Source organism: Holdemania massiliensis AP2 (assembly GCF_000327285.1).
In the GTDB taxonomy this organism is placed as follows: Bacteria; Bacillota_I; Bacilli_A; order Erysipelotrichales; family Erysipelotrichaceae; genus Holdemania; species Holdemania massiliensis.
This window is the reverse complement of the sequence record NZ_HE998567.1, coordinates 1,516,062-1,540,663: the sequence shown is the minus strand read 5'-3', so window position 1 is coordinate 1,540,663 and position 24,602 is coordinate 1,516,062. Positions and strand designations below refer to the sequence as shown.

General features: G+C 44.3%; 19 protein-coding genes and 1 riboswitch. Of the genes, 12 read left to right on the top strand and 7 right to left on the bottom strand.

Going from position 1 to position 24,602, the window contains the following annotated elements:
- Positions 1–354: 354 nt before the first annotated feature.
- On the bottom strand, positions 355–1,137 hold the full coding sequence (locus BN162_RS07240; protein WP_020224408.1) for a copper homeostasis protein CutC: 783 nt from the start codon (positions 1,135–1,137) through the stop codon (positions 355–357).
- 223 nt (positions 1,138–1,360) lie between these two features.
- A riboswitch (purine riboswitch) is annotated at positions 1,361–1,461 on the top strand.
- Between the two features lie 61 nt (positions 1,462–1,522).
- On the opposite strand from BN162_RS07240, the gene BN162_RS07235 reads away from it, so the two are divergent.
- From BN162_RS07235 to cls, 7 genes are all read left to right on the top strand, one after another.
- Positions 1,523–2,836, top strand: coding sequence for an NCS2 family permease (locus BN162_RS07235; protein ID WP_020224405.1), 1,314 nt, complete (start codon positions 1,523–1,525; stop codon positions 2,834–2,836).
- A gap of 122 nt (positions 2,837–2,958) precedes the next feature.
- Entirely contained in the window at positions 2,959–4,500 is a 1,542-nt protein-coding gene (guaA, locus tag BN162_RS07230) for a glutamine-hydrolyzing GMP synthase (RefSeq protein WP_020224404.1), read from the top strand.
- Between the two features lie 146 nt (positions 4,501–4,646).
- Positions 4,647–5,288 (top strand): DUF5343 domain-containing protein, encoded by a 642-nt coding sequence (locus BN162_RS07225; protein WP_020224403.1) that lies wholly within the window; start codon positions 4,647–4,649, stop codon positions 5,286–5,288.
- Positions 5,289–5,298: 10 nt separating this feature from the next.
- Positions 5,299–5,892, top strand: coding sequence for a Swt1 family HEPN domain-containing protein (locus BN162_RS07220; RefSeq protein ID WP_020224402.1), 594 nt, complete (start codon positions 5,299–5,301; stop codon positions 5,890–5,892).
- A gap of 904 nt (positions 5,893–6,796) precedes the next feature.
- Positions 6,797–7,957 carry a DUF349 domain-containing protein gene (locus BN162_RS07210; protein WP_020224400.1) on the top strand — a complete coding sequence of 387 codons (1,161 nt, stop codon included), beginning with the start codon at positions 6,797–6,799 and terminating at the stop codon, positions 7,955–7,957.
- 168 nt (positions 7,958–8,125) lie between these two features.
- Complete coding sequence (locus BN162_RS07205) at positions 8,126–8,611, top strand: pyridoxamine 5'-phosphate oxidase family protein (RefSeq protein WP_040451222.1); 486 nt, start codon at positions 8,126–8,128, stop codon at positions 8,609–8,611.
- 229 nt (positions 8,612–8,840) lie between these two features.
- The gene (cls, locus tag BN162_RS07200; RefSeq protein ID WP_020224398.1) at positions 8,841–10,373 is read left to right on the top strand and encodes a cardiolipin synthase; all 1,533 of its coding nucleotides are present in this window, start codon (positions 8,841–8,843) and stop codon (positions 10,371–10,373) included.
- 129 nt (positions 10,374–10,502) lie between these two features.
- Here the strand turns inward: cls and BN162_RS07195 are convergent, their stop codons facing one another.
- The 3 genes from BN162_RS07195 to BN162_RS07185 all read right to left on the bottom strand — a co-directional run bounded on the left by BN162_RS07195 (position 10,503) and on the right by BN162_RS07185 (position 12,017).
- Complete coding sequence (locus BN162_RS07195; protein WP_020224397.1) at positions 10,503–10,937, bottom strand: pyridoxamine 5'-phosphate oxidase family protein; 435 nt, start codon at positions 10,935–10,937, stop codon at positions 10,503–10,505.
- Entirely contained in the window at positions 10,921–11,403 is a 483-nt protein-coding gene (locus BN162_RS07190; protein ID WP_167540000.1) for a MarR family winged helix-turn-helix transcriptional regulator, read from the bottom strand. The genes BN162_RS07195 and BN162_RS07190 overlap by 17 nt, the downstream gene beginning before the upstream one ends.
- A 134-nt stretch (positions 11,404–11,537) precedes the next feature.
- Positions 11,538–12,017, bottom strand: a complete 480-nt coding sequence (locus BN162_RS07185; RefSeq protein ID WP_020224395.1) for a peptidoglycan-binding domain-containing protein — start codon at positions 12,015–12,017, stop codon at positions 11,538–11,540.
- A gap of 288 nt (positions 12,018–12,305) precedes the next feature.
- Between BN162_RS07185 and BN162_RS07180 the strand changes: the two genes are divergently transcribed.
- From BN162_RS07180 to BN162_RS07165, 4 genes are all read left to right on the top strand, one after another.
- Positions 12,306–12,731: a MarR family winged helix-turn-helix transcriptional regulator gene (locus BN162_RS07180; protein ID WP_020224394.1), complete on the top strand. Its 426-nt coding sequence runs from the start codon at positions 12,306–12,308 to the stop codon at positions 12,729–12,731.
- 24 nt (positions 12,732–12,755) lie between these two features.
- Entirely contained in the window at positions 12,756–14,495 is a 1,740-nt protein-coding gene (locus tag BN162_RS07175) for an ABC transporter ATP-binding protein (protein WP_020224393.1), read from the top strand.
- The gene (locus BN162_RS07170; protein WP_147612161.1) at positions 14,476–16,374 is read left to right on the top strand and encodes an ABC transporter ATP-binding protein; all 1,899 of its coding nucleotides are present in this window, start codon (positions 14,476–14,478) and stop codon (positions 16,372–16,374) included. The genes BN162_RS07175 and BN162_RS07170 overlap by 20 nt, the downstream gene beginning before the upstream one ends.
- Before the next feature lie 278 nt (positions 16,375–16,652).
- Positions 16,653–18,005, top strand: coding sequence for an MATE family efflux transporter (locus BN162_RS07165; RefSeq protein ID WP_425279936.1), 1,353 nt, complete (start codon positions 16,653–16,655; stop codon positions 18,003–18,005).
- A gap of 182 nt (positions 18,006–18,187) precedes the next feature.
- Here BN162_RS07165 and BN162_RS07160 read toward each other — a convergent pair whose 3' ends face one another.
- Positions 18,188–19,024, bottom strand: a complete 837-nt coding sequence (locus tag BN162_RS07160) for a MerR family transcriptional regulator (RefSeq protein WP_020224390.1) — start codon at positions 19,022–19,024, stop codon at positions 18,188–18,190.
- A 151-nt stretch (positions 19,025–19,175) separates the two neighbouring features.
- Here BN162_RS07160 and BN162_RS07155 point away from each other — a divergent pair, with 151 nt between their 5' ends.
- On the top strand, positions 19,176–20,888 hold the full coding sequence (locus BN162_RS07155; protein ID WP_020224389.1) for an FAD-dependent oxidoreductase: 1,713 nt from the start codon (positions 19,176–19,178) through the stop codon (positions 20,886–20,888).
- 328 nt (positions 20,889–21,216) lie between these two features.
- Here BN162_RS07155 and BN162_RS07150 read toward each other — a convergent pair whose 3' ends face one another.
- Both BN162_RS07150 and BN162_RS07145 read right to left on the bottom strand, forming a co-directional pair.
- Complete coding sequence (locus BN162_RS07150) at positions 21,217–22,149, bottom strand: ribokinase (RefSeq protein ID WP_020224388.1); 933 nt, start codon at positions 22,147–22,149, stop codon at positions 21,217–21,219.
- Between the two features lie 260 nt (positions 22,150–22,409).
- Positions 22,410–24,491 carry an alpha-amylase family protein gene (locus BN162_RS07145; protein WP_020224387.1) on the bottom strand — a complete coding sequence of 694 codons (2,082 nt, stop codon included), beginning with the start codon at positions 24,489–24,491 and terminating at the stop codon, positions 22,410–22,412.
- Between the last annotated feature and the right edge of the window lie 111 nt (positions 24,492–24,602).

The window sequence follows — 24,602 nt, the reverse complement described above, 5'->3', positions numbered from 1 at the left end:
ACAGGATGAGCGCAAAAAGAAAAAAAGCCGGAGCCACCGACTTTTCCAGGAATCAGGAACTGTGAAAGGAAGCACAGTACCCGCGGGTTAAGTAAAATGAAAGAGAGGAAAAAGAGGAAACTGTTCATAAGGTTAAAGTTTCATTTTACTTAGATATAAACAGACATTGATCAGGACATCAAGTTCTGTTTATGGAAGTAGTTTATACGCATTAGTAGTGATTGTCAAGTCATTTTCAACGGTAAATTGTAAAAATTACATAATGAATGAAAGATGTTTCTTTTAAGCACCTGCACTTCAGAAACTTTGGATCTTGAAAGCAGTCTTTCATTTCTGGTTGAAAGCGAAACTGACTTATCCTGGATAGATTGTGGCTAGGGTATCAGCACTCTCATCATCGAAGCCACGGATTTGTTCCATAATTTTCTGAAGATTGCCTTCGCTGACAGCCAGATACTCCAATCCTGAGCGATGCTTCGTCGGATAATGGCCAGTGGATTCATCGATCAGCGTATTTTTGGCCGTTAAATGGATCTGACCTGTATGCGCGAGCTTCAGCACCTGCCGGGCATTGTATTCACGAACGCCGCCGCCGGGCAGAATCTGAATCTGATCACCATAAAGATCCTGGAGCCGTCCCAGTTCTTTACAGCCTTCCAGAATATTCGGATAAACCGCGCCGCCGCTGGTCAGCACCCGTGTAATTCCACAGCGAATCAAGGTTTTTAATGACGCTTCCAAATCCTTTGTACTGTCATAGGCTTTGTGAAAAATAGCTTCCTTGCCATGGGCTGCTTGAACCATTTGCCGGGTTCGTTCTTCATGAATGCTTCCATCAGCATTCAAAAAGCCAAACACTAAGCCGTCCGCTCCATGTTCTATAAAAAGTTCGGCGTCTTTCAGCATGGCCTGAAACTGTGCTTCGGTATAATCAAAACCTGCCCCTCGCGGACGGATCATCACGCAGATGGGCAGACTGACTTGGCGTTTGACTTCCAGGAATGTTCCCATGGATGGCGTCATTCCGCCTAATTCCAGAGCATGATTTAATTCAATCCGGTCCGCTCCCAGCTTCTGTGCAAGCAGACAGTCATCGACGCTGCCGCAGCAAACTTCGACGGTAATGTGTTTTTTCATAACAATCTCCTTCCCGGCAGACGGCGCACTCACCCTCTGCTTTTTGATTTGTTTTCATTGTAGCTTGCCTGCTTGGAAAGTGCAATCAGAAGTGATGCGGCCGCATTTAAATCTGCAATTCTTTTCCGGTTTTTGATAAGAATAAGCTTTTCCTTCTTTGTTTGAGTTGGAAAGCAGCGAAAACGTGGAAAAATACTGGCCACCTGCAGCAACCTCTGTTATAATGACAAACGTAAAAGTTCACCGTATATTCCTGGGGATCAGGCGCAGGAGTTTCTACATGGCGGCCGTAACCGCCATTCTACGATGGAAGCTTTTCTTCTTGCTTCCGTCTCAGGAAGTTTTTTACTTTGCGGCGAAGCTTTTTTAGAAAGTAAGGGGAATTATGTTAGAAAAGTTATTTAAGCTGTCTTCTCACAAAACAACGGTCAAAACAGAAATCTTGGCTGGCCTCACAACCTTCCTGGCGATGGCGTATATCCTGGCGGTTAACCCAGGCATGCTGTCAGCGACGGGAATGCCCGTCCAATCTGTTTTCCTAGCGACGGCTATCGCGTCCGGCGTGGCTTCGATTTTAATGGGGGTGCTGGCGAATTATCCGGTATCGTTAGCGCCGGGCATGGGAGTCAATGCCTTCTTCACTTATACGGTATGCATGCAGTTTGGCTACAGCTGGGAAGCAGCTTTGGCTGCCGTCTTTGTTTCCGGTATTGTCTTTATTATTATTTCCGTTACCGGACTGCGCAAAATGATCATCAATGCGATCCCTCAGCAGCTGAAACTGGCGATTGGGGCAGGCATTGGGTTCTTCATTGCTTTTATCGGTATGAAAAACGCCGGGATCATTGTTGCGAATGAGTCGACGTTTGTGGCTTTAGGGAATCTGACCGATCCAGTGGTGCTGCTTGCCATCTTTGGTTTGGCGCTTACCTTAATTTTGATTGCCAAGAAAGTCACGGCAGCGGTTTTCTGGGGACTGATTGGAACTGCGGTTGTCGGCGTCCTCGCCGGATTGTGTGGAATCGCGAATATGCCGCAGCTGCCAAGCTCGATCATGCAGTTTAATTTTGAAATGCCGACATTGGGTGCCTTTATGAGCGGCTTTGGCGAACTGTTTGCGCATAAAGATTTCATCGTTGTGATCTTTTCGTTTCTGTTTGTCGATTTCTTTGATACCGCAGGAACTTTGGTCGCTGTCGCTAACCGGGCAGGCTTGGTTAATGAAAAAGGGGAATTGGAGAATATTGAAAGAGCCCTGTTATCGGACTCTGTCGGAACCTGTGTGGGCGCGGTTTTAGGTACTTCGACCGTGACCTCTTTTGTTGAATCGACCTCTGGTGTTGAGGTTGGCGGACGGACTGGCTTAACGGCGGTGACTACCGGAATCCTGTTTTTGCTGTCGATTGTCTTCTTTCCGCTGCTGTCTGTTGTGACCAGCGCAGTAACGGCACCGGCTTTGATCGTTGTCGGTATTTTGATGGCGCAGCAGCTGGGCGGCATCGATTGGGATAACTTCATTTATGCTTCGACCGGCTTTATGGCGATCATCATGATGATTCTGTGCTATTCCATTTCGGACGGCATTGCATTAGGTTTTATTACTTATGGAGCGGTGATGCTGGGCAGCGGCAAGGCGAAGGAAGTACAGCCGATTATTTGGATTCTCGACCTCGTCTTTATGCTTTATTTCATCCTCTGATCCATCCATCATTTTCTGTGGTAATCCGCAGCTTTCGATGGTAAAATAAACGTGGAAAAAGTGAATTAGAATAGCTGCTATTTTAATTCACTTTTCAATTCTATAACTAAGGAGGCAAAACGATGGCTGATAAAATTATCGTTCTGGATTTCGGCAGTCAGTACAATCAGCTGATCGCCCGGCGAATTCGGGAGTTCGGCGTTTACAGTGAGCTGCATCCCAATACCATGACCCTGGCGGAAATTCAGGCGCTGGAAGATGTCAAAGGCATTATTTTCAGCGGAGGACCTAACAGTGTTTATGATGATCAGGCCTTTAAGTGCGATCCGGCAATTTTTGAGAGCGGGCTGCCCATTCTTGGAATCTGTTACGGCATGCAGATGACGCATTACATGAACGGTGGGGATGTCCGCTGCTGCGACAGTAAGGAATACGGTCGGACAGAGATTGCGATTGAAACGGATTCGCTGTTGTTTAAGGGATTGCCGAAGAAGCAGATTGTCTGGATGAGTCATGGCGACCAAGTGTCCAAGCTGGCACCGGGATTCGTTAAGGATGCGTCCAGTTCTACCTGTGAGTTTGCTTCCACCAGCAATCCTGAGAAAAAAATCTATACGGTTCAATTCCATCCGGAAGTCCGGCACAGTGAATTTGGCAATGCCATGCTGAAGAATTTTGTGTTTGAAATTTGCCAGGCGCAGAACAATTGGTCGATGCATAATTACATTGAAATGCAGATTGAAAAAATTAGGACTCAGGTGGGATCGGACAAGGTGCTGTTAGCGTTGTCCGGCGGCGTTGATTCCTCAGTTGTCGCCGCTTTGCTTCACAAGGCGATTGGACCGCAGCTGTACTGCATGTTTATTGATCATGGCTTGCTGCGTAAGGGGGAAGCCGAAAGCGTCATGGAAACTTTCGGTCGAAATATGCAGCTGAATCTGACGAAGATCGACGCCTCGAAGAAATTTCTGGATAAGCTCAAAGGGGTCAGCGATCCTGAACAGAAGCGGAAAATCATCGGGAATGAGTTCGTTTATACCTTTGATGAAGAGGTCAAGAAGCTGGCAGAAGGGGAGAATATTCACTGGTTGGCTCAGGGAACGTTATATACCGATGTCATTGAAAGTGGAACACAAACAGCGCAGACGATCAAGTCGCATCATAATGTCGGCGGTCTGCCGGAAGATATGCAGTTTCAGCTGATCGAACCGCTGAATACGCTGTTCAAGGATGAAGTGCGGCAGCTGGGCAAAGAGCTGGGCTTGCCGGATGAAATGGTCTGGCGTCAGCCGTTCCCAGGACCAGGATTGGGGATTCGTGTTTTGGGTGAAATCACAGAGGAAAAACTGATGATGGTGCGCGAATCCGACGCGATTCTGCGCGAAGAAATCGCAAAAGCAGGTCTGGAGCGGGACATCTGGCAGTATTTTACAGCACTGACCAATATGAAGTCAGTTGGTGTCATGGGGGATCAAAGAACCTATGATTATGCTGTAGCGATCCGAGCCGTGACTTCCATTGACGGGATGACAGCGGACTGGGCGCATATTCCATTTGAGGTTCTGAGCGTGATCTCAAGCCGGATTGTCAATGAGGTTCCGCACGTGAACCGAGTGCTGCTGGACATCACTTCCAAGCCGCCGGGAACAATTGAGTTTGAATAGTACGGGAGTGTATTATTTATTTTATATGGCAGGTGGTCTATAAGATTGCCTGATTTACTAGAATTGTTTTAGTTGTATAAGATTTGCAATTTTATGTTGCCAATAAAATTGATGATTACATAGATAATGGATAGAGGAGGAGAAAAATGTCATTACCAACAAGTTATATGACAGGGAGTTTCTCGAAAATACCACAGTATTTTGACACAATGTTGACTGCGAAGGCACCGGATAAGTTTACGACTAAATTTATGGCTGATTTAGGTTTTACGAGTTCTAATGACAGGCAATTTGTGAATGTTCTTAAGGCTATCGGTTTTTTGGATGATGCTGGAACGCCTACAGAAAGATATTTTAAGTTTCTTGACCAAAGTTTTTCAAAACAAATGGTAGCAGAAGGGATTAAAGAGGCATATGCGGATTTGTTTGCATTGAATACTTCTGCTAATAAAATGACAAAAAGCGAGGTAGAGGGGAAATTTAAAACATTGACCAATGGCTCAAAAGAAAACGCAACAATTAGTTATATGGCTAGTACATTTATTAATCTTTGTGGATATGCTGACTGGTCTGAAGCTCAAGTATTGGAGAAAAAATCAAATGAAAATAGTAATAATATAAGTCAGGAATCATTTGTTGATGATACTGAAGAACCTAAACAGTATAATCAGCAGGTAAGGGGGTTTGATTTAAATTATGATATACATATTCACTTACCAGCAACTCGGGATCAAGCTGTTTATGATGCATTATTTGCGAGTTTAGCAAAGCATATTCCACTTAAGTAAGGTGATACTGATGAAAACGGATTTGTATTCATTTGCATTTAGGGGGCTACTAGCGGAAGAAGCATTAGATAAAGCGGGGCATAAAAGATATATTGCTGAAGAAGCATTTTTCTCCGAAGAATTAGCGAAGAAACTTCATTTTGATGAGATAGATGCAAAATATGTTGAACAGTCAAAGACCATGATTACTGTATTTGCGACAATAACTGCTTTTGAAAATGCCTCTAGAGAATTTGTATATACGACATTATTGGGGGCATATGGAGATGAATGGTGGAGCAAAGGTGTGCAAAATGGAATACGAGAGAAAGCACAATCTCGTAGAGAATCTGAGACAAAAGTAAAATGGCATGTGAATCGTGGTGATATGATGATGTCGTATTTGGAATTTGGAGATTTGCCTAAAATTATTTGTTCCCAAGGAAATTGGCAACATTTTGAACCTTATTTTGGATTCTCTAATGCACAAGAGTGGATAAAAACTACGTTTGATGCTGTAGAAAAGTCTCGTAATGTAATAATGCATAGCGGGGTGTTAGATGAGCTAGATATTGCACGTGTCGGTATGAACATAATTGATTGGCTACATCAAATAAATGCATAAATAGCTATTATTTGTGGCAACATTTTGGCAACAGAAAATCAGCAAGCCAGAATAATTGATGTAATTGAAGTAAAAAGCGGCGTGTATCTGCACAAAACTTAAACAAATATAGTTAAGAACAACAAAGGACACGCCGAGTTTGAATAAATGACCAAGAAAAATCCTCAGTAACTGCAGGGATCTCTGAAGGTGATTTGCCTTTCAGAAATTCCAGCATCGAGGATTTTTTTGTTATAAATGTTGATTGAATTAATTCAGATGACCCATGAATATAGAACATGAGAAGATCGAAAGCCAGCTTAATATCTGCTGTCATCCGTTATTAAGAGAATAAACGAAGTGAATTGACTAAGCTGGATTTGCTGGGGAGGAAAGAATATTTTCGGCACCTGGAATATTAAGCCTAGATAGAGTATTCCGTGTTCGCTGGAACTCATAATGAATTAATTGTTCCGACCCAGCAGCGAACTGCGCTAATATCTGAACTAGATCATTAAAGTAAGGATCTGCAATAGCGCTGACAGTGCCCTGGATTCCATTCATACCCAACAGTGCAATGGCCGGAGGCATTCCGTTTCTTTTGGGATTCTGCATACTGTTTTTGTAATATTCTGGCGTCCAGTCATTCCAAACCAGCCCAAAAATTATGATGAAAGAGGCAAACAAAGCTCAGAAGAAGAGGCATAATTGCTGTCAGGAAGATTCTGCTTTAAGGGGAAGAAAGAAATTCTATCCTTACGGAAAGCAATCAGCGAAGGGACAAAAGATAAAATCAAGAATAAATTTTATTCAGAATTATGGGAACTTCCGCGATAACCGATATCATTTTTATCTTGTTTAATGGTATAATAAATCCATGAACTAATTTTGAAGTCATAGTGCTTGTAATGGAGGGTGAACAACGATGGCAATGGATGAAATGAATGAAGTAAGGGATTTTGATGAAGATATCAAGGACCGAAAAGCGCTGATTGAAGAAGCGAAGCAGCTGGATCTTTCCAAGGAATGGAATGAAGTCGCTTCAGCGGTCATGAGTTTAAAGAAAAGATGGAAGCGGATTTATTATTGGGAATCAGCTTATGAAGACGAACTGGCTGACGAATTCGACCGCATGATCGACGCTTTCTATGCGAAGCGTAAAGAAGGATTTCAGAACATTCAGAAAGCAAAACAGGAACTGATTGACCGGGCTCAGGTTTTGGCGAAATCAGAGAACTGGAATCAGGCTACGGATGAAATGAACGAGCTGATGCGGCAGTGGAAAGCCGTGGGATCGGCAGGGAAAGAAACCGATGATCAGCTGTGGGAAGCCTTTAACGAAGCCCGCAATGCTTTCTTTGATCGGAAACGTCAGAATTGGGAAGAACGGAAGGCCAAATCTGTCAATGCGCAGCAGGTAAAAAAAGAACTGATCAAGCAGGCAGCGGCCTTGGCGGATTCCGAGGAATGGCAGAAAACCAGTGATCAGCTCAGGAAATTAATGGAAGATTGGAAAAACGCAGGCTTTGCCGGAAAAGAGATCGATGATCAGCTGTGGAATGAATTCAATGAAACCCGGCAGAAATTCTACGATCGCCGCAGTGCTGCCTATGATGAGATTCATCAGCGCCAGCAGCAGAATGCTGAGAAGAAAAAGGAATTGATCGCTCAGGCAGCCGCGATTGTCGCTTTGAAAGAATACAATCGTGAAAACACGGATCAGATGAAAAAACTGAACGGAGTGTGGAAAGAGATTGGATCCTGCGGCAAAGAAAAAGAAGATGCGTTGTGGAAAGAATTCCGTTGTGCGGCAGATGATTATTTTGCCGGATTGAAACAGTTTAACGAACAGAAGCATAACGATTGGATCAAGCGGATGCAGGAGGTGCGCAACCGCAAAATGGAATTGATCCAGGCACAGCAGCGGCAGCTGAAATGGATGAAAAATGAACTGCCGACCTTGCTGAGTCAGACCGCGGCGGATGAAATGGCGGAAGACATCAAGGACAAAGAAGAATTTATTCAGGAACTGGAAAACGACCTTGCTGAAATCAATGAAAAACTGGGAGTCGGCGTTAAAAAGTAAAATCATACAGAGGCTTCGCTTGCGGAGCTTCTTTTCTTTATGCGAAAATGTTTATTACAACCTCGCTCGCTGTTGGATTAAAATAACTTGACGAATATCCGCAGCTTCGCTACAGTAAAAGAAACAGACTCGCTCGCTGAGTAAAAGATCAAACGAAGGAGAACAAGAATGAGGACATCAATGCGTCGTAAAAATCAGGCTTTAACCCAGGAAGAGTGCATTGCGGTGCTGCAGCGCGGGACTTCGGGCGTGCTGGCTGTTACGGGTGAGGGAGATTATCCTTATGCCGTGCCGCTCAGTTATGTTTACTCAAATTCCAAGCTTTATTTTCATTGTGCTGCCAGTGGTTATAAACTGGAGGCGATTGCCCGCAACCCGAAAGTTTCATTCTGTGTTATCGACCAAGATCAGGTGGTGCCTGAAGAATATACTACGTATTTCCGCAGCGTAATTATTTTTGGACAAGCCCGTATTCTGACGAACAGCGATGAGAAAAAGGCTGCGTTAAAACAGCTGGCAATACGCTTTAATCCAGCGCATCCCGAAGGTGCCGATGAAGAAATTAATGAACGGCTTGACGTTGTCTGCATTGTGGAAATTATAATTGAAGCGATGAGTGGAAAAGAAGCGAAAGAACTGCGGAAAAATCGCTGAATACAGCTTTGCTTTACACCATCCTGCAAGGCTAAAGCAAATTAGGATTTTTTCATGAGCGTGATGGCTGCTGTGAAATTGCGGGAAAAAATACCTGATGATTAAGATACAGAAGAAGAGCGTTGAGGACTGAGAGGTTCTGAGTAAGGATTATCCTTGGTTTTAGAAGTCTTTTAGGGATAGTGAAAGTCATCATGTCTGAGAATTAAACGGAAAGAAGGAGCTTGAAATGATTCGAAAACTTTTGCATTTCTTGACCAGCCGATTGATCGTCACAGGGATTTTAATTGCATTGCAGGCTATTCTGTTCTTTGTGATCATCTTGAAAATGAGCAATTATTTCATCTATTTTTATGCCTTCTGTGTTCTGCTTAGTCTTTTTCTGCTTATTTATCTTGTGAATAACGACGGCTCGCCGAGTTTGAAAATCCCCTGGATTATTCTAATGCTTGTGCTTCCAATTTTGGGTGGAATTGCTTATGTCTGTTTCGGACGTACGCCCGTGCGCAAGAAAGAAAAAGACTGCATGATCGAATTGGTCAAACGGAGTCAGTCTGCGCTGTCACAGCTGCCTGATGCATCGGATTTGCTCAAACAGGAAGCTCCGTTGTATGCCGGTCAGTCCCATTACATCGAATGGGCAAATCAGCGCAAGCCCTATACTCATACAGATTGTGAATATCTGCCTTTGGGCGAAGTCATGTTTAAACGTCTGTGCGAAGAACTGAACAAGGCTCAGGAATACATCTTTATGGAATATTTCATTGTAGAAGAAGGAACCATGTGGAATACCCTGCTGAAGATTCTGGGAGAAAAGGTCAAAGCTGGAGTTGAAGTGCGGATGATGTATGATGATTTAGGCTGTATTATGACGCTGCCGGATCATTATGATCAGAAGCTTGAAGCGATGGGGATTAAGACGGTTGTTTTCAACCGTTTTACGGCGCATCTGACGGTTTCCCACAACAACCGCGATCACCGCAAAATTACAGTGATTGATGGAAATGTGGGATTTAATGGGGGAATCAATCTCGCTGACGAGTATATTAACGCTTATGCCAAGCATGGTCATTGGAAAGATTCGGCAGTCATGCTTCAGGGAGAAGGCGTCGTCAATCTGACGATGATGTTTTTGGAAGCCTGGAATTTCTATCGGGATGAAGATCCTGATTTTTCCCGCTATCTGCCGCAGCCTAAGGACCGGCAAGCCTGCGGCTATGTTCAGTCTTTCTGCGACATTCCGCTGGATCATGAGATGACAGGGGAAAGTGTTTATATGAATATTTTGAATCAGGCTCAAGATTATGTATGGATAACCTCACCCTATCTGATCATTGATCATGAGCTGCTGACAGCGTTAATGATGGCGGCAAAGCGGGGCGTGGATGTTCGGCTGATCACCCCGCACATTCCGGATAAATGGTATGTGCATCTGATCACGCAGTCTTATTATCCTTCTCTGGTTGAAGCCGGAGTGAAGATTTATGAGTATACGCCAGGTTTTATTCATGCCAAAACATTTGTATCGGATGATCAGGTGGGAGTTGTCGGCACGATCAATCTGGACTATCGGTCATTGGTTCATCACTATGAATGTGCAACCTGGATGCTGAAAACGAAGGCAGTAACTCAGCTGCGTGACGATTTCTTAAAAACGCAGGCTGTTTCCCAGCACATCACGATGGCGGACTGCCGGAAGTTTCAGCCTCTGCTCAAACGCTGGATTGTCAATGTCATCAAACTTTTTGCTCCTTTAATGTAATCGGTCTGAAAAGCATAATAAAATGCGCTTAGTCCTGAACTGAAAATCAGGGAGAGCGCATTTTTTGTTCTATGTCAGACTATCGGAATGATCAGCAGGCAAAGTAATGATGCTCTGCTGTAATGAAGCTCAGGCTTCATCGTCGGTCAGCTGAAAATCTTCGGTTTTACCTTCGCTGTAAAACCGTCCGCCAGTGACCGTGAATTTCAGGACGCAATAATCCGGATCATCGATACCCAGCGGATAATACAGGGTGTCAGTTGGCTGCCAGATCGAGGCTTTGGATTCCCGATCCGTCAGCACTTCCATAGTTCCTCTTAATTGAATTCCAATGTATTTGTCTTTTCCTTGCTTATAAAAATAAACTCCGGCTTTGGCATTGGCGCGGAAGATTTCAACTTTCTGGGAAGAGGTGTTGGTTGAAAAATAGAAAACTGTGCGTCCATCAATCCGCCGCGGCGCAAACATGGCTTTCTGACTTGGAAAACCATCCTTATCTACACCTGTAACGACGGTGACTTTCTGACTGCGGATAAAGCGGATGATTTCATCTTGACTCATCATAGTTTATTTCCTCATGGCTTTCTTGACTCTTTTCTACCCGATGCAAAGTCGTTAGGATGCGCTGAAGGTAAGCTTCAAACTGATCTTTTTCCCCTTCGCTGAAACCGGAGTAAAAAAGGGTGTTCATACGCTGAGAAACAGCGTCATATTTTTGTTGGAGGGATAAGGCATAATCGGTCAGCATGATCCAGGTCTGCCGGCGGTTGTTCGGATTACTCTGCCGTGTGACGATTCCATGGGCGACCATTGTGTCGATCATCATCGATACCGTGTTTTTGGCCAGGGAAGTCCGCTGACTGATTTCGCTGATCGTACAGGGCGATTGTTTCCAAAGGACGAATAAAATTCGTCCCTGACCTCCGCTGATTTTCAATCCTTGCTCACTTAAAAAGCGTTCAAAAATTCGATCTTGAAGCTGTTTGATTTGGGTGATGTAAAAGCCGCCCTGTGTTTCGATAGGAATCACCTCGAGGATTTCCATTCTAATGTTCTATATAGAACTATTAATATCATAGCGAATTTCAGACGTGCCGTCAAGTCTGAATACTGCGAAAAAGGTCTGAAAAACAGACCTTTTCTTGTGAAACTTATATTCTTCGGTTATTGCAGGCGATTGATAACGCGATCCCAGGTATTGTTGCCGATCACGCCGTCGACATTCAAACCGTTGAGTGCCTGGAACGTTTCCACTGCGCGCTTGGTATTCTGTCCGAAATTGCCGTCGACGACCAGCCGTGGATTCGGCGCTATCAATTCATTCAAATACTGCTGGAATTTCTGTACGCCTAAGCCTATGTCGCCAACCCGCAGTGTCCGTGTAGTTTTGTTGCGTTCCACCGCCGGACTGGACAGATCTTTAAACTCTTCCACAATTTTATCCCAGGTTGTCTGTCCAAGGATTCCATCCACATTCAGATGATAAACATACTGGAAAACAGCGACTGCAAACTCTGTTTTCTGACCATAGATGCCATCCTCCTCCATGGGTGTCAGATTCGGCGCCGCCAAGATCTGATTGATATAATACTGCATCTTTTTTACATCGATGCCGTTGCTGCCTAACCGTAATGCATAAGCCATAATTGAATCCCTCCTTTCTCCCTAAGTTATGCTGTTGGTGAGAAAAGGAGTTAGGCACGAGGAATTTTTTTGGCGACTTCAGCTCTGAAAATAATTTTTCTTTTATTCTTTGTTAAAAACAAAGAATAGATAAGAAAGGGAGTTGGCTTTTCTCTCGTCAGACCCAAGTCTGTAACCGGTATGAATTTCTTGATTCGTTAAATTTCACTTAAAATTCACAATAAATCCGATTGACAAGTTCTTAAATTAGAGTAAAATGTTAGTGTCCTAACAAAAGAGGGTGACGCAATGCAGCGAAGAATTGGATATGAAATTCGCGAAATTCAACAGATGATCCATCAGAAAATGGAACAATTCCGGCATGAAAACGACTGCGAACTGACGTTTGTTCAGACTCGAACGATTGGTTATCTGATCGCCAATCAAGATCACGATGTTTTTCAGCGGGATCTTGAAAAGGAACTGCGGATTCGGCGGTCCACGGCCAGTGAGATTTTGAATGTTCTGGAGCGGGATGGTTATCTTTATCGGGCTTCTGCCCAACAGGACGCCCGTTTAAAAAAATTGGTGCTGACGGAAAAAGCGCTGCAGCTGAACCAGAAAATGACTGAGAATATTGATCGAATGGAAGCTTTGCTTTCCCAGTCGATTTCTCAGCAAGATCAGGAACACTTTTTTTCTGTTTTGGATCAAATCAAAAAGAATCTGGAATAACGTAAAAAAGGAAAGGAGAATGTTATGATTCAACGATTGCTAAAAGAAGTTAAAGAATATAAAAAAGCTTCCCTGTTAGCTCCAATATTAATGATTGGCGAAGTCGTAATGGAGCTGATGCTTCCATTTCTGATGTCTTTCATCATTGACTCCGGGGTCAACCAGGGGGATATGGGCGCGGTCTTCAAGTATGGAGCGTTGATGCTGATCTGCGCATTTTTATCGCTGTTCTGCGGGATGATGAGCGGGAAGTATGCAGCGTATGCTTCGGCGGGATTTGTCAAGAATCTGCGCAAGGCGATGTTTGAGAATATCCAGAAATTTTCATTTGCCAACATTGATAAATACTCAACCTCCGGTCTTGTCACACGAATGATGACCGATGCGACGAACGTGCAGAATGCATATCAGATGATTCTGCGGATGTGTGTGCGGGCGCCGTTAATGCTGGTGGTCGCGATGTCGATGACCTTTATGATCAATGCCAAACTGGCGATGATTTTCTTCTATGCGATGATTTTTCTGGGGGCGGTTCTGGGCTTTATTACATTGAAAGCTTATCCGATGTTCAGTAAAACCTTTCGTAAATATGATGATCTGAATGCGAGTGTTCAGGAAAACGTCACCAACATTCGCGTCGTCAAAGCCTATGTGAAGGAAAATGCCGAGATTGATAAGTTTAAGGAAGCCGTCAGCAATCTGAAAAAGATGTTCATGAAGGCTGAAAATATCCTGGTGTGGAATAATCCGGTCATGCAGCTGACGATGTACTGCTGTATCTTGGCATTGAGCTGGATGGGAGCGCAGATGATCGTCGGCAGTTCCCTGACGACCGGGGAGTTAATGAGCTTGTTCACGTACACGATGAACATTCTGATGAGTTTGATGATGCTTTCAATGATTTTCGTTATGCTGAGTATGTCGATGGCCTCGGCTCAGAGAATTGCTGAAATATTGGAAGAAAAGCCAAGTATTGTCAATCCGGAAAATCCGGTTATGACTGTGGCTGACGGTTCGATTGAGTTCGATCATGTTGCTTTCGGCTATTATCCTGGAAAAGATAAATATGTGCTGGAGGATATTCATCTCAAAATCAAATCCGGCGAAACGATTGGTATTCTGGGACCGACTGGATCCAGCAAATCGACGCTGATGAGTCTGATTCCGCGGCTTTATGACACGGCTGAAGGTACGGTCCGGGTCGGCGGTATTGATGTTCGCAGCTACGACTTGGACACGCTGCGCAACAGCGTTGCGATGGTATTGCAGAAGAATGTTTTGTTTTCCGGTACGATTAAGGATAATCTGCGCTGGGGGAATGAATCAGCCAGTGAAAGTGAAATGATTCAGGCTTGCAGGCAAGCCTGTGCTGACGAATTTATCCAGCAGTTTCCGGATCGTTACGACACGTATATCGAACAGGGCGGAACCAATGTTTCCGGCGGTCAGAAGCAGCGCTTATGTATTGCCAGAGCCTTATTGAAAAAGCCGAAAGTACTGATTCTTGATGACAGTACCAGCGCGGTGGATACCCGCACTGACAGTCAGATCCGCAAGGCCTTCCGTGAAGAAATTCCGAATATCACCAAGCTGATCATCTCCCAACGGATTTCATCGATTGAAGATGCAGACCGCATCATCGTGCTGAACGAAGGGCGGATCGAAGGGATTGGAACGCATGCTGAGCTGTTGGCCAGCAATGCTATTTATCAGGAAGTCTATGAAACACAGAAGAAAGGAGAGGATGAGCATGAGCAGGCCTAGAAATGTGGGAACAAATGGGGAAAAGCTGAATACTCAGGTGCTGGGCCGCTTAATGAACTACATTCTAAAGCGGTATAAAGTCCGTTATGCGGTGGTGATTCTGTGCATTCTTGTTTCAGCCCTAGCTTCTGTTTCGTCTTCCGTGTTTATGAGGACTTTGATCGACGGTTATATTACACCGCTACTTCAGAGTGCCAATCCGAACTTTGTCCCGCTGTTTCGGGCTCTGAGTCTGATGGCCTGCTTTTATATGGCGGGTGTGCTGACCAAGCTGATTTCCCAGAAAATTCTGATTGTTATTTCTCAGGGAACGCTGAATGATCTGCGTAACGATCTTTTCAGCAATATGGAAAAATTGCCGATTCAATATTTTGATACCCATGCCCATGGAGATATCATGAGTGTCTATACCAATGATATTGATACGCTGCGTCAGGTTATTTCCCAAAGTATCCCTGAATGCATATCTTCGTTGATCACGATTGTTTCCGTATTCTTTTCGATGATCGTCATGAGTGTTCCGCTGACGTTGGTTACGTTGTTTATGGTCGGGATCATGCAGTTTGCCCTGCAGAAAATCATGCGCAAGTCTGGCCGGTATTTCGGCGTGCAGCAGCGGCAGTTAGGGAAAGAAAATGGCTATATTGAGGAAATGATGGAAGGTGCGAAGGTTATCAAGGTATTTACGCACGAGCAGAAAGCCATTGAGGAATTCAATCAGATCAACGACGAACTATGCGAGGCATCGTATAACGCCAATAAATATGCGAATATTCTGATGCCGATTGTCGGCAACCTCGGTAATATTTCCTATGTTCTGTGTGCGTTTATCGGCGGCGCATTGGCGCTTAATGGAATCGGCGGTCTGACACTAGGCGGTCTGGCATCATTTTTGGCTTTAAACAAATCCTTTAATGGTCCGCTGAATCAAATTTCACAGCAGCTGAACTCCGTCATTATGGCGATGGCCGGTGCTGAACGTGTTTTCAACCTGCTGGATCAGGCTCATGAAGTGGACGATGGCCGGGTTACGCTGGTCAACGTTGTTCAGGATGAGACTGGCCAAATGCAGGAAACGGAAGCGACGACGGGGCATTGGGCCTGGAAGCATCTGCATGAGGATGGCAGTGTTGATTATGTTGAACTGACTGGGGATGTTCGATTCCATGATGTCAGCTTCAGTTATGTCGAAGGAAAAACAGTCCTTCATGATATTGATCTGTTTGCGGAGCCGGGGCAAAAGCTAGCCTTTGTCGGGGCGACCGGTGCAGGAAAAACAACGATGACCAATCTGATCAATCGTTTCTATGATGTGCAGAAAGGGTCGATCACCTATGATGGAATTGATGTGAAGCTGATTCGTAAAGCTGATCTGCGGCGGTCGCTGGGAATTGTTCTTCAAGACACGCATTTATTTACGGGCACCATCGAAGAGAATATTAAATATGCCCGTCCCGAGGCTACCCATGAGGAAGTGGTCGCCGCGGCGAAACTGGCGAATGCTCATTATTTTATCAAACATTTGGAGAATGGCTATGATACTTGGCTGACTCGCGACGGCTCTTCACTTTCTCAGGGACAGCGGCAGCTGATCTCGATTGCGCGGGCGGCGCTGGCCAATCCGCCGGTCCTGATTCTGGATGAAGCCACCTCCTCGATTGATTCTCGAACAGAGAAACTTGTGCAGGAAGGCATGGATAAGCTGATGAGCGGCCGGACGACCTTTGTCATAGCTCACCGGCTAAGCACCATTAAAAATTCGCATGCGATTATGGTTATGGATCACGGACGAATTATTGAACGCGGCAATCATGAACGCCTATTGGAAAAGCATGGAATCTACTATCAGCTGTATACCGGCTTAATCGAAAATGACTGAACAGACGGGAATTCCGTCTGTTTTTCCTGTTTGGAAAGTTCTGGAATACCATTTTGAGTATTCTTAAAGTTCTGAAGAATGTCCATGAAAACTTGTTCTGAATACGGAATTGATTTACTGCGATGCGGATTTTCTACCTGAAGGATAGCGGCGGTGAAATGAAAAGAGTTTAAAAAACATTGACTTGAAGTTCACTCCAGCTGATATGATAAATAAACAGTCGTTTTAAGCTGTCAGGGGAAAGTGAATCCGTTTAAAAATGGAGAGAGGGGAATACAGTGACGCAAGCGAATACTAAGAATTTAATGACCGAAGGTGTGATCTGGAAAAAGATTTTGTTCTTTGCCCTGCCGATCTTTTTCGGCAATTTGTTTCAGCAGCTTTACAACACGGCCGACTCTTTGATCGTCGGTAACTTTTTGGGCAGTGAAGCCTTGGCGGCTGTCAGTTCCTCGGGTAATTTAATCTTCCTGCTCGTTGGTTTTTTCAATGGGATTGCGGTTGGCGCCGGGGTTGTTATCGCCCGCTACTATGGCGCCTGCAACAGCGAACAAGTTCAGCTGGCTGCGCATACAACGGTGGCTTTCGGTTTAGCGGCCAGTGTGCTGCTGACGGCGATTGGCGTACTTCTCGCACCGCAGATTCTGATTTGGATGGGAACGCCCTTGGAGGTATTGGGTTTATCAACCGAGTATTTCAGAATATACTTTGCCGGATCGCTGGGCTTTATTATGTACAATATTTTTGTTGGAATTCTGCAGGCGGCTGGAGACAGTCGGCATCCCTTGATTTATCTGGTCATCTCTTCACTAATCAATATCGTCTTGGATTTGATTTTTGTGGCAGGATTGCATTTAGGGGTGGGATCGGCAGCCTTCGCAACGATTGTATCGCAGTTGGTCAGCGCCGCGCTCTGTTGGAGACGGCTGTTGAAGGTTCAGGATGTCTATCGAATTGAACCTAAGAAAATCCGTTTTAACAAGCCAATGCTGAAGTTGATTATACAGTATGGTCTGCCTTCCGGTTTGCAGAATTCCATTATCGGTTTCGCCAATGTTGTTGTTCAGGCCAACATTAACGCCTTTGGTCAGATGGCTATGGCTGGCTGCGGAGCGTTCTCGAAAATTGAAGGCTTTGGCTTTTTACCGATAACCTCGTTTACCATGGCGCTGACCACTTTTGTCGGACAGAATCTGGGAGCTCGTGAGTTTGAACGAACACGGAAAGGAGCACGGTTTGGCATTCTGTGTTCGATGGCGATTGCAGAAGTCATCGGAATTTTGATTTACGTCGGAGCACCGTGGCTGATTGCGGCTTTCAACCGCGACCCGCAAGTGATTGCTTACGGGACTGATCGGGCTCGAACTTCAGCTTTATTCTTTTTCCTGCTGGCATTTTCCCATTGCATGGCTGCTATTCTGCGCGGTGCCGGCAAATCAACCGTGCCGATGCTGGTTATGCTGCTGACGTGGTGCGCAGCGCGGGTGACGTTCATTACTTTGGTGGTCAAACTCGTGAATTCGATTCAGGTTGTTTTCTGGGCCTATCCTCTGACCTGGCTGATGAGTTCAGTTATTTTCTTCTATTATTACCGTAAGGTTGATTGGATGCATGCCTTTGATAATCAATAACTTGATTAGTAAATAATCTCCAATAAAAGACTTGCAGTTTTCTTAGGAATAAAAAACGCAGCATTCAAAAACATCGGATCCGATGCGAATTATGCCGCACTTTTGCTTGAGGGACAAAAGAACCTTAGAATGGATGCCATTCAACTCTTTATGATGATCAAAGGAAGCCAGTTCATTTCTGATCAGCGAATTTCACCATTTAATCCTGATCCATCGGACGAAGTATTTTTGTCTTTAAACGGAATATAGAGAACGCTGTGTTCTATGGAACTGTCAGTTTGATATTCCGTATACATCAATATATTGCGGAAAACAGAACCCACCGGCTCTAATCCCAGGGTTTCCATCTGAAGCAAGGCTTTTTGAATAGGATTTTCCTGTTTTTCCTTTAAGAAAAAGATACTGTGATATTCAAAGAAGCGGCCTCCATTGCAAGCCTGCACACAGCTGTTGACCGGCAGCCCGATCTGTTTTGCGGCCTGCTGCGGGACAGATAATCCCCAAATATAATCAGCAGGCTGACAGGCAGGACATTTCTGACATGATTTGACGATGGGAAGCCATTGAGTCCAGACTGGAAGGATTTCATAGATCAGCGGATTATCAATAAATCCCTGGATGTCGACGTGCGGTAGGAAATAAAACGCTTCAACAGATTTGACAAACCACTGATCCTGCCGGGTTTCTTCGCAAAATTGTTTTAATTTTTGATATTCTTCAATCACGCCTTCCATAAAAATAAGCTGCTTTTGCATCTGCTCAATTTTAGGCTCCATTAAGCTCAGAACTTCAGCGGTGGAACGATGCCGGAAAACTTGTTCGATTTCTTTAACAGAAAAACCATAATTCTTATTTTTAATAATCTCCAGGACAGTGGAAGCATTACGCTGGTCATAATAACGATACTTTGCTTCTGTGATCTCGTTGGGGATCAGGATCCCATTATTCTGATAATGCTTCAAAAACTCCTGGGTAACCCCGACCTTCTTTGAAAATTCACCGATTTTATATTTTCGCATCCTCTTTTTCTCCTATTGACGTCTGGCTATCAGGTTCAATATACAAGAAAGTGCTGAAAAAAACAATTACGAATTTGTTCACGAGCAGTTGACTCCCGGCTTAGACATGGATTTATAATTTGAGAAACCATGAACAAAGGAGGAAAATCAAATGGGAAAAAAGGGAATTTCAAGACGGGAATTTCTAAAGGGAACAGCCGCCAGCGCTTTAGGTGTCGCTGCGTTAGGTTTGTTAGGCGGCTGTGCTGCGGAGAATGAACCGACGGTCAATGAGCCGTGTCCAACTGCGGAATCGGCAGCTGACGACTGGCTAGGTCAGGAACCGCAGATTGACGCAGAGGCGATCAAGGAAACTCTGGAAACTGAGGTTTTGGTTGTTGGAGCAGGAACCGGCGGGATGTTTGCAGCCTGTTCGGCAGCCGAGAACGGAGCTAAGGTGCTTGTCGTGGAAAAGTATCCGACAGGCGGCGGTATTCGTGATGATCTGGGTGCGATCAATTCCCGCTATCAGAAGGAATGGGGAACACAGATTGACAAGTTTGATTACATTACTGAAATGACACATATTGCCAATGGTCACCTAGATCAGCGGCTAGTTAAACTTTTCTGCGAGGAATCAGGAGAAACCATTGACTGGTATGGGGATCGACTGGCAGAACGCGGTGTTGAACTGTGGCATGAAGCCGGCGGCGATGATCCGGATGACCGCTACAAACATTTTCCTACCGGTCACTCTCCCCGTTGGACCGGTAGTGATGACGGCGAGGGAAATTCGCTGAACGGAAACATTGTGCTGACGGATTACGCTCTGCAGCATGGCGTAGAATTCCGTTATCAGACAACGATGATCAAGCTGACGAAGGAAAACGGTCGGGTTACCGGAATTATCGCAAAGGATGCGGAAGAAAATTATATCCAGGTGAAAGCTTCAAAAGGCGTAATAGTCTGCACCGGCGGTTATTCGCTGAACTATGATATGCTTCAGGCACTGCAGCCGGAAAATGTCGCCATGGTGGGCCGCAATGGTTCAATTCCGGGGGCGTCCGGTGATGGGATTAAGGCCTGCATCTGGGCAGGGGGCAAATTTGATGAGACCCATTCGATGATGATGTTTGATCGAGCGGCACTGAAACTGGATGCGAAGCCGGGAATTGATCAGCTGAAAAAAGGTGAAAGCGGGTTTTTCTGGATGGGGTCACAGCCGTTTTTAAAGGTCAACAAAGATGGCGAACGCTTCTTTAACGAATCAGGCACTTATGAAGGAATTCTGCATACTGATGAATTCCAAAAAGATCACTGCCACTTCACTTTGTTTGACAATGATTGGACAGAGTATGTTCAGGAGTTTAAAACTCACGGCTGTTCACGACTAATTCCGTTCCCCAATAATGCTGATCCCAATATCCCTTATCAGGTAATTGCGGAAGGTATGCTTCCAGGACTGATTGCGGACGGTTTCGTTCAGCAGGCTGATACGATTGAGGAATTAGCGGATAAATTAGGACTGCCAAAAGAAAAACTAGCGGCCACTGTTGAACGCTATAATGAACTGTATGATCGAGGTGTAGATGAAGACTTCGGTAAAGAAGCTCATCGGATGTCCGCGCTGCGCACAGCTCCGTTTTACGGCGCTAAGAACTGTGGGTATATCTTATGCACCATGGATGGTATTCAAATCGATTTGAATATGAATGCGATTGATACGGAGGGGAATCCCATTGCAGGACTGTATGTCGTCGGCAATGACAGTGGAGCTTATTTCTCAGCAACCTATCCGAACCTGTCCACAGGTGCTGCCTGCGGCCGAACAGTGACCTTTGGCCGTCGTGCAGGCCGAATTGCGGCTGCACAGGAGAATATGTAATTTTTCAGATGACCATAGATCGGAAGGAGAATTAAGAGAATCGAATTGAATTCTTCGGGAAACCGTAGTTACACTATATAAAAAGGTCAGAACTGATGTCTAATCTTCGTTAAAGGAGATGGGTACATCACTCTCTGATCTTTTTTTTATCATTGTTTCATATTGATTTCGCAGAATTTGCTGGAATGATTGAAACAAAGATATGCAGGTGGCAGTCTATGTCTTTTGCTTGGGAAAAAGCTGGATTAAATACATACATTACAATGTAAGAAATTTCCCAGGAAATGACATTAAGATATAAAAAAAGCTGGTATCTTGCCCAGCCGTTTTAAAAATTGAATTCAATTTTCTGATTCCATAAATAATCACGATGTTTATTCAGCAAAGCCATTGTTTCAGCCAAAGACGGAATTGAAGCAGAGGCGCCTTTTTTACTGACAGCACAACCACTGGCCGCAGTGGCCATAGCCAGACAATTGAGAGCACTTTTACCCGCTAATTTGGCAGCTAAGAAAAAACCTGTGAAGGTATCACCAGCACCGACTGTATCGATGACTTCGACCGGACAGCAAGGCATCGAGATTCGCAGTCGGCCAGTCTGCAGACAACTACCCTGATCTCCTAAGGTCAAGATGATCTGAGTGTCGGGCAAAGTTTTTGCAAAGTAGTCAAGGATCGCTTGAGGATCATTTTCGCTTGAAAAGAAAGCACCCTCAACTTCATTAATAAATAATAGATCAACCAACTCCAAGGGCAAAGCTTTTGGATCCACAGGCACAGGCGAAGGATTAAGCGCAATGATCAAGCCGCGCTGGTGTGCTTTACAGATCAATTCATTCAGCCGATTGATTTCGTTTTGGATGACCAGCAGATCTCCTTTCTGGAAATGCGCTAAGGTTTCGTCAATCTGTTCGGAAGTCACAGCAAAATTACTTCCTGGATAAACTAAAATTGCATTTTGGCCATTTCCATCAACCTGAATAATAGCGTGTCCGGCTGGCTGATCCACTTGCCGTAAAAATTCTGTGCTAATATGATATTGAGTCAGAGTCTCAGTTAAAAGGGAACTTGCCTGCCCTAAACATCCGGCAAAGTTTACGGAAGCACCGCCCTGACTTAAAGCAACAGCCTGATTTAACCCTTTGCCTCCGCAAAAACACTGCATCTGCGGAGCGGACTGCGTTTCTTTTGGAGCTATGATATGATCGACAGTATAAAAATAATCAAGATTTAAAGAACCGAAAACTAAACACTTCTGCATGCCTGATCCTCCTTATTTTCTCTAATTATAGCATGGACACAGAAACGTGGAATAAAAAGATAACAAGCCAGAACTTCAAAGAAAGACAGAATAAATAAGCTGATGACGATTCAGGCTGTCTAGACGGATTCTCCACAGTTAAAGGCTTCAAGTTTGTTTATAATAAAAACTGAATCCAGGAAAAATGATATCCGGATTCAGTAAAGTTTGATTGATATGCACTTCTATACGGGCATCTGGTAAGGAAAGCTCACAATGACTCAGCAGGAAATTTCAATAATCTTGACTTCTCCAGGTAAAAATTCAGCGCAAAGAGCTCGATCACCTATTTCCAGACTCAAATCAATTTCGATATTTCGGCTTTCTGAAGTAAAGATAACTGTTGCGGAACTCAAAACCTTTTGAAAATTTTCTGGAAGGTTATCCGTACGGATCCAGTGACGATGGCGGTGATCCAGGTCATGGTTGGCAATCACTAAGATCATGGAACGCTTAAGGGCATATCCAAAACCTAAGGCAGGAATCCAAGGTCCTTCAAACATAAGTGGAAATTGATCCTGCTTTCGGGTTATAGCAGAGCGATAACGATAGCGAATTTTTGAAGCCTCTTCCAAAAGTGTTGGCAATTCCCATCGCTGCGGATGCAGGTAATGGAAAGCATAACGGTCAAATAAGGCTAATTTCCGATAATACGGATCAGACTCGGGCAGCTGATCTTGTTCGTTTGGACGACAATCCAATCCGGTATTCATCGGTTGAAGCTCATAGACTTCCTGTCCGGAATTAAGGAAAGGTACACAATTGGGAATGAATAAATTCAATAAGGTTAACATCCGGCTTAAGCGCTGACCCCCTTCGCGGGCACTTAACCGTGGGGTGTCGTGAGTTTCGCCAACAGCAAAGACTGGGCAAGGCAAGGCGGAAGCTCCGTAGGCAAAGGCATTTAATTTATCTTCCTTTGGCCGCGTTTCCATTGTAAACCCTCCGCCGATAATCATGTTATACCCTTTTTCCAAGGATACAGAGGCATTTTGTGAATCCAACTCCTCCGCAATAAAGCAGAAATGCGGATCAATTTTTCTGGCTGCTTCAATGATCTGCTTTACTAGTTCCAATGGCAGTGCGTGTCCCATGTCAATTCGCGCTCCATCAATTCCGAACTCTGTTTGATAATATGGAATAATCTGACTTAACAAATCCCATAAAGGCTGATTGATGAGACTGCCAGGATTCAGGCTTGATTTCGCAACATCATAAAGAATGTAGGGATTGAAGTTTTCGTCTTTTGGTAAAAAAGGAACGGAGGCAGTCGGATGATCTAAATACATCCGGAAAAATGTTATATCGTTCCAGGCCGGCTGCGGGTCATTAATACAGTCGCTGAAGGCAGGAGCTACGGTCATTCCAAAGGCTTCTTGGACTAAATCTAATATTTCACCTTTTCCCTTTTTCCATTGAGATACAACTGTTTTCCACTTTTTTGAATCCAAACTTTGTGGATTTGGCTGGAATTTACGAATGTGCTTGAGAACCTCTTCACTGGCGTACATCAGTTCTAAGTATTTTGGATCCGCCGTACTGCCAGGTTCAACACCCGGAACATATGGAGGCACATATGTGGATAACTGGTTAACATCAATCCAATAAAACCAATCTGGGTGTTCCGCAATCAGATCTGAGTTTACAGAATTTGTCCGCGGAATAATATCGATGATTACTTTGATATCCTGACAATGACAAGCTTCTACGAGCGCTTTAAATTCATCTTCAACACTTAATTCGCCGCCGGTCATTGGGTCCTTTAAGCTGGGATCCAATTTGAAAAAATTACTGACCCCATAAGGAGAACCTAAATCTCCTTTTTTATTTTTTGTTGAGTATTGACTGATCGGCAGTAAATATAAAGTATCGATACCCATTTTCTTTAATAATGGAATCAGAGCCAACGTTTTGACAAAGGTACCTGTTTCCTTTAATCCATAGAGATTTTCACTTTCCAGGTTCCCGCTGCGGTCATGATCCCAACTGCTGGATGTTCGAATCATGCACGAATAAACACTGCTTTGGCGAATCCAATTTCCGTGAGCAGCTGGACGTGTAATTGGATGATCCATATAATAAGGCTGGCAGACAGGTTCGGAATTTCCTTTTCGCAGCGAATTGATCAATTCGTCGAAAAATTCATAAGGATCAACACGAATTTCACCCGAGGGCAAGCGATATTTTGAAGAACATTTCAAGTCCAGGCTGTCAAAAAGATCTGGAAGGGTATAATTAAAAGGATAATCATGCAAAATCTTTTGGCGCTTCAAGGCTTGTTGCAACTTTAATAAATAGCTCATAAAATACTCCTTTATCAACTGATATTTTCAAGTTTATTCTATCATGAAAAGCATTAGGATTGGCAGAATTTAAGTTTTTATGTTCATAGATCAAGGGGAAAACAAAAATAA

Excerpts from the sequence above, each read along its gene's own strand:
- BN162_RS07240 (WP_020224408.1), bottom strand. The coding sequence starts at position 1,137 with ATGAAAAAACACATTACCGTCGAAGTTTGCTGCGGCAGCGTCGATGAC.
- BN162_RS07235 (WP_020224405.1), top strand. The coding sequence starts at position 1,523 with ATGTTAGAAAAGTTATTTAAGCTGTCTTCTCACAAAACAACGGTCAAA.
- guaA (WP_020224404.1), top strand. The coding sequence starts at position 2,959 with ATGGCTGATAAAATTATCGTTCTGGATTTCGGCAGTCAGTACAATCAG.
- BN162_RS07225 (WP_020224403.1), top strand. The coding sequence starts at position 4,647 with ATGTCATTACCAACAAGTTATATGACAGGGAGTTTCTCGAAAATACCA.
- BN162_RS07220 (WP_020224402.1), top strand. The coding sequence starts at position 5,299 with ATGAAAACGGATTTGTATTCATTTGCATTTAGGGGGCTACTAGCGGAA.
- BN162_RS07210 (WP_020224400.1), top strand. The coding sequence starts at position 6,797 with ATGGCAATGGATGAAATGAATGAAGTAAGGGATTTTGATGAAGATATC.
- BN162_RS07205 (WP_040451222.1), top strand. The coding sequence starts at position 8,126 with ATGAGGACATCAATGCGTCGTAAAAATCAGGCTTTAACCCAGGAAGAG.
- cls (WP_020224398.1), top strand. The coding sequence starts at position 8,841 with ATGATTCGAAAACTTTTGCATTTCTTGACCAGCCGATTGATCGTCACA.
- BN162_RS07195 (WP_020224397.1), bottom strand. The coding sequence starts at position 10,937 with ATGATGAGTCAAGATGAAATCATCCGCTTTATCCGCAGTCAGAAAGTC.
- BN162_RS07185 (WP_020224395.1), bottom strand. The coding sequence starts at position 12,017 with ATGGCTTATGCATTACGGTTAGGCAGCAACGGCATCGATGTAAAAAAG.
- BN162_RS07180 (WP_020224394.1), top strand. The coding sequence starts at position 12,306 with ATGCAGCGAAGAATTGGATATGAAATTCGCGAAATTCAACAGATGATC.
- BN162_RS07175 (WP_020224393.1), top strand. The coding sequence starts at position 12,756 with ATGATTCAACGATTGCTAAAAGAAGTTAAAGAATATAAAAAAGCTTCC.
- BN162_RS07170 (WP_147612161.1), top strand. The coding sequence starts at position 14,476 with ATGAGCATGAGCAGGCCTAGAAATGTGGGAACAAATGGGGAAAAGCTG.
- BN162_RS07160 (WP_020224390.1), bottom strand. The coding sequence starts at position 19,024 with ATGCGAAAATATAAAATCGGTGAATTTTCAAAGAAGGTCGGGGTTACC.
- BN162_RS07155 (WP_020224389.1), top strand. The coding sequence starts at position 19,176 with ATGGGAAAAAAGGGAATTTCAAGACGGGAATTTCTAAAGGGAACAGCC.
- BN162_RS07150 (WP_020224388.1), bottom strand. The coding sequence starts at position 22,149 with ATGCAGAAGTGTTTAGTTTTCGGTTCTTTAAATCTTGATTATTTTTAT.
- BN162_RS07145 (WP_020224387.1), bottom strand. The coding sequence starts at position 24,491 with ATGAGCTATTTATTAAAGTTGCAACAAGCCTTGAAGCGCCAAAAGATT.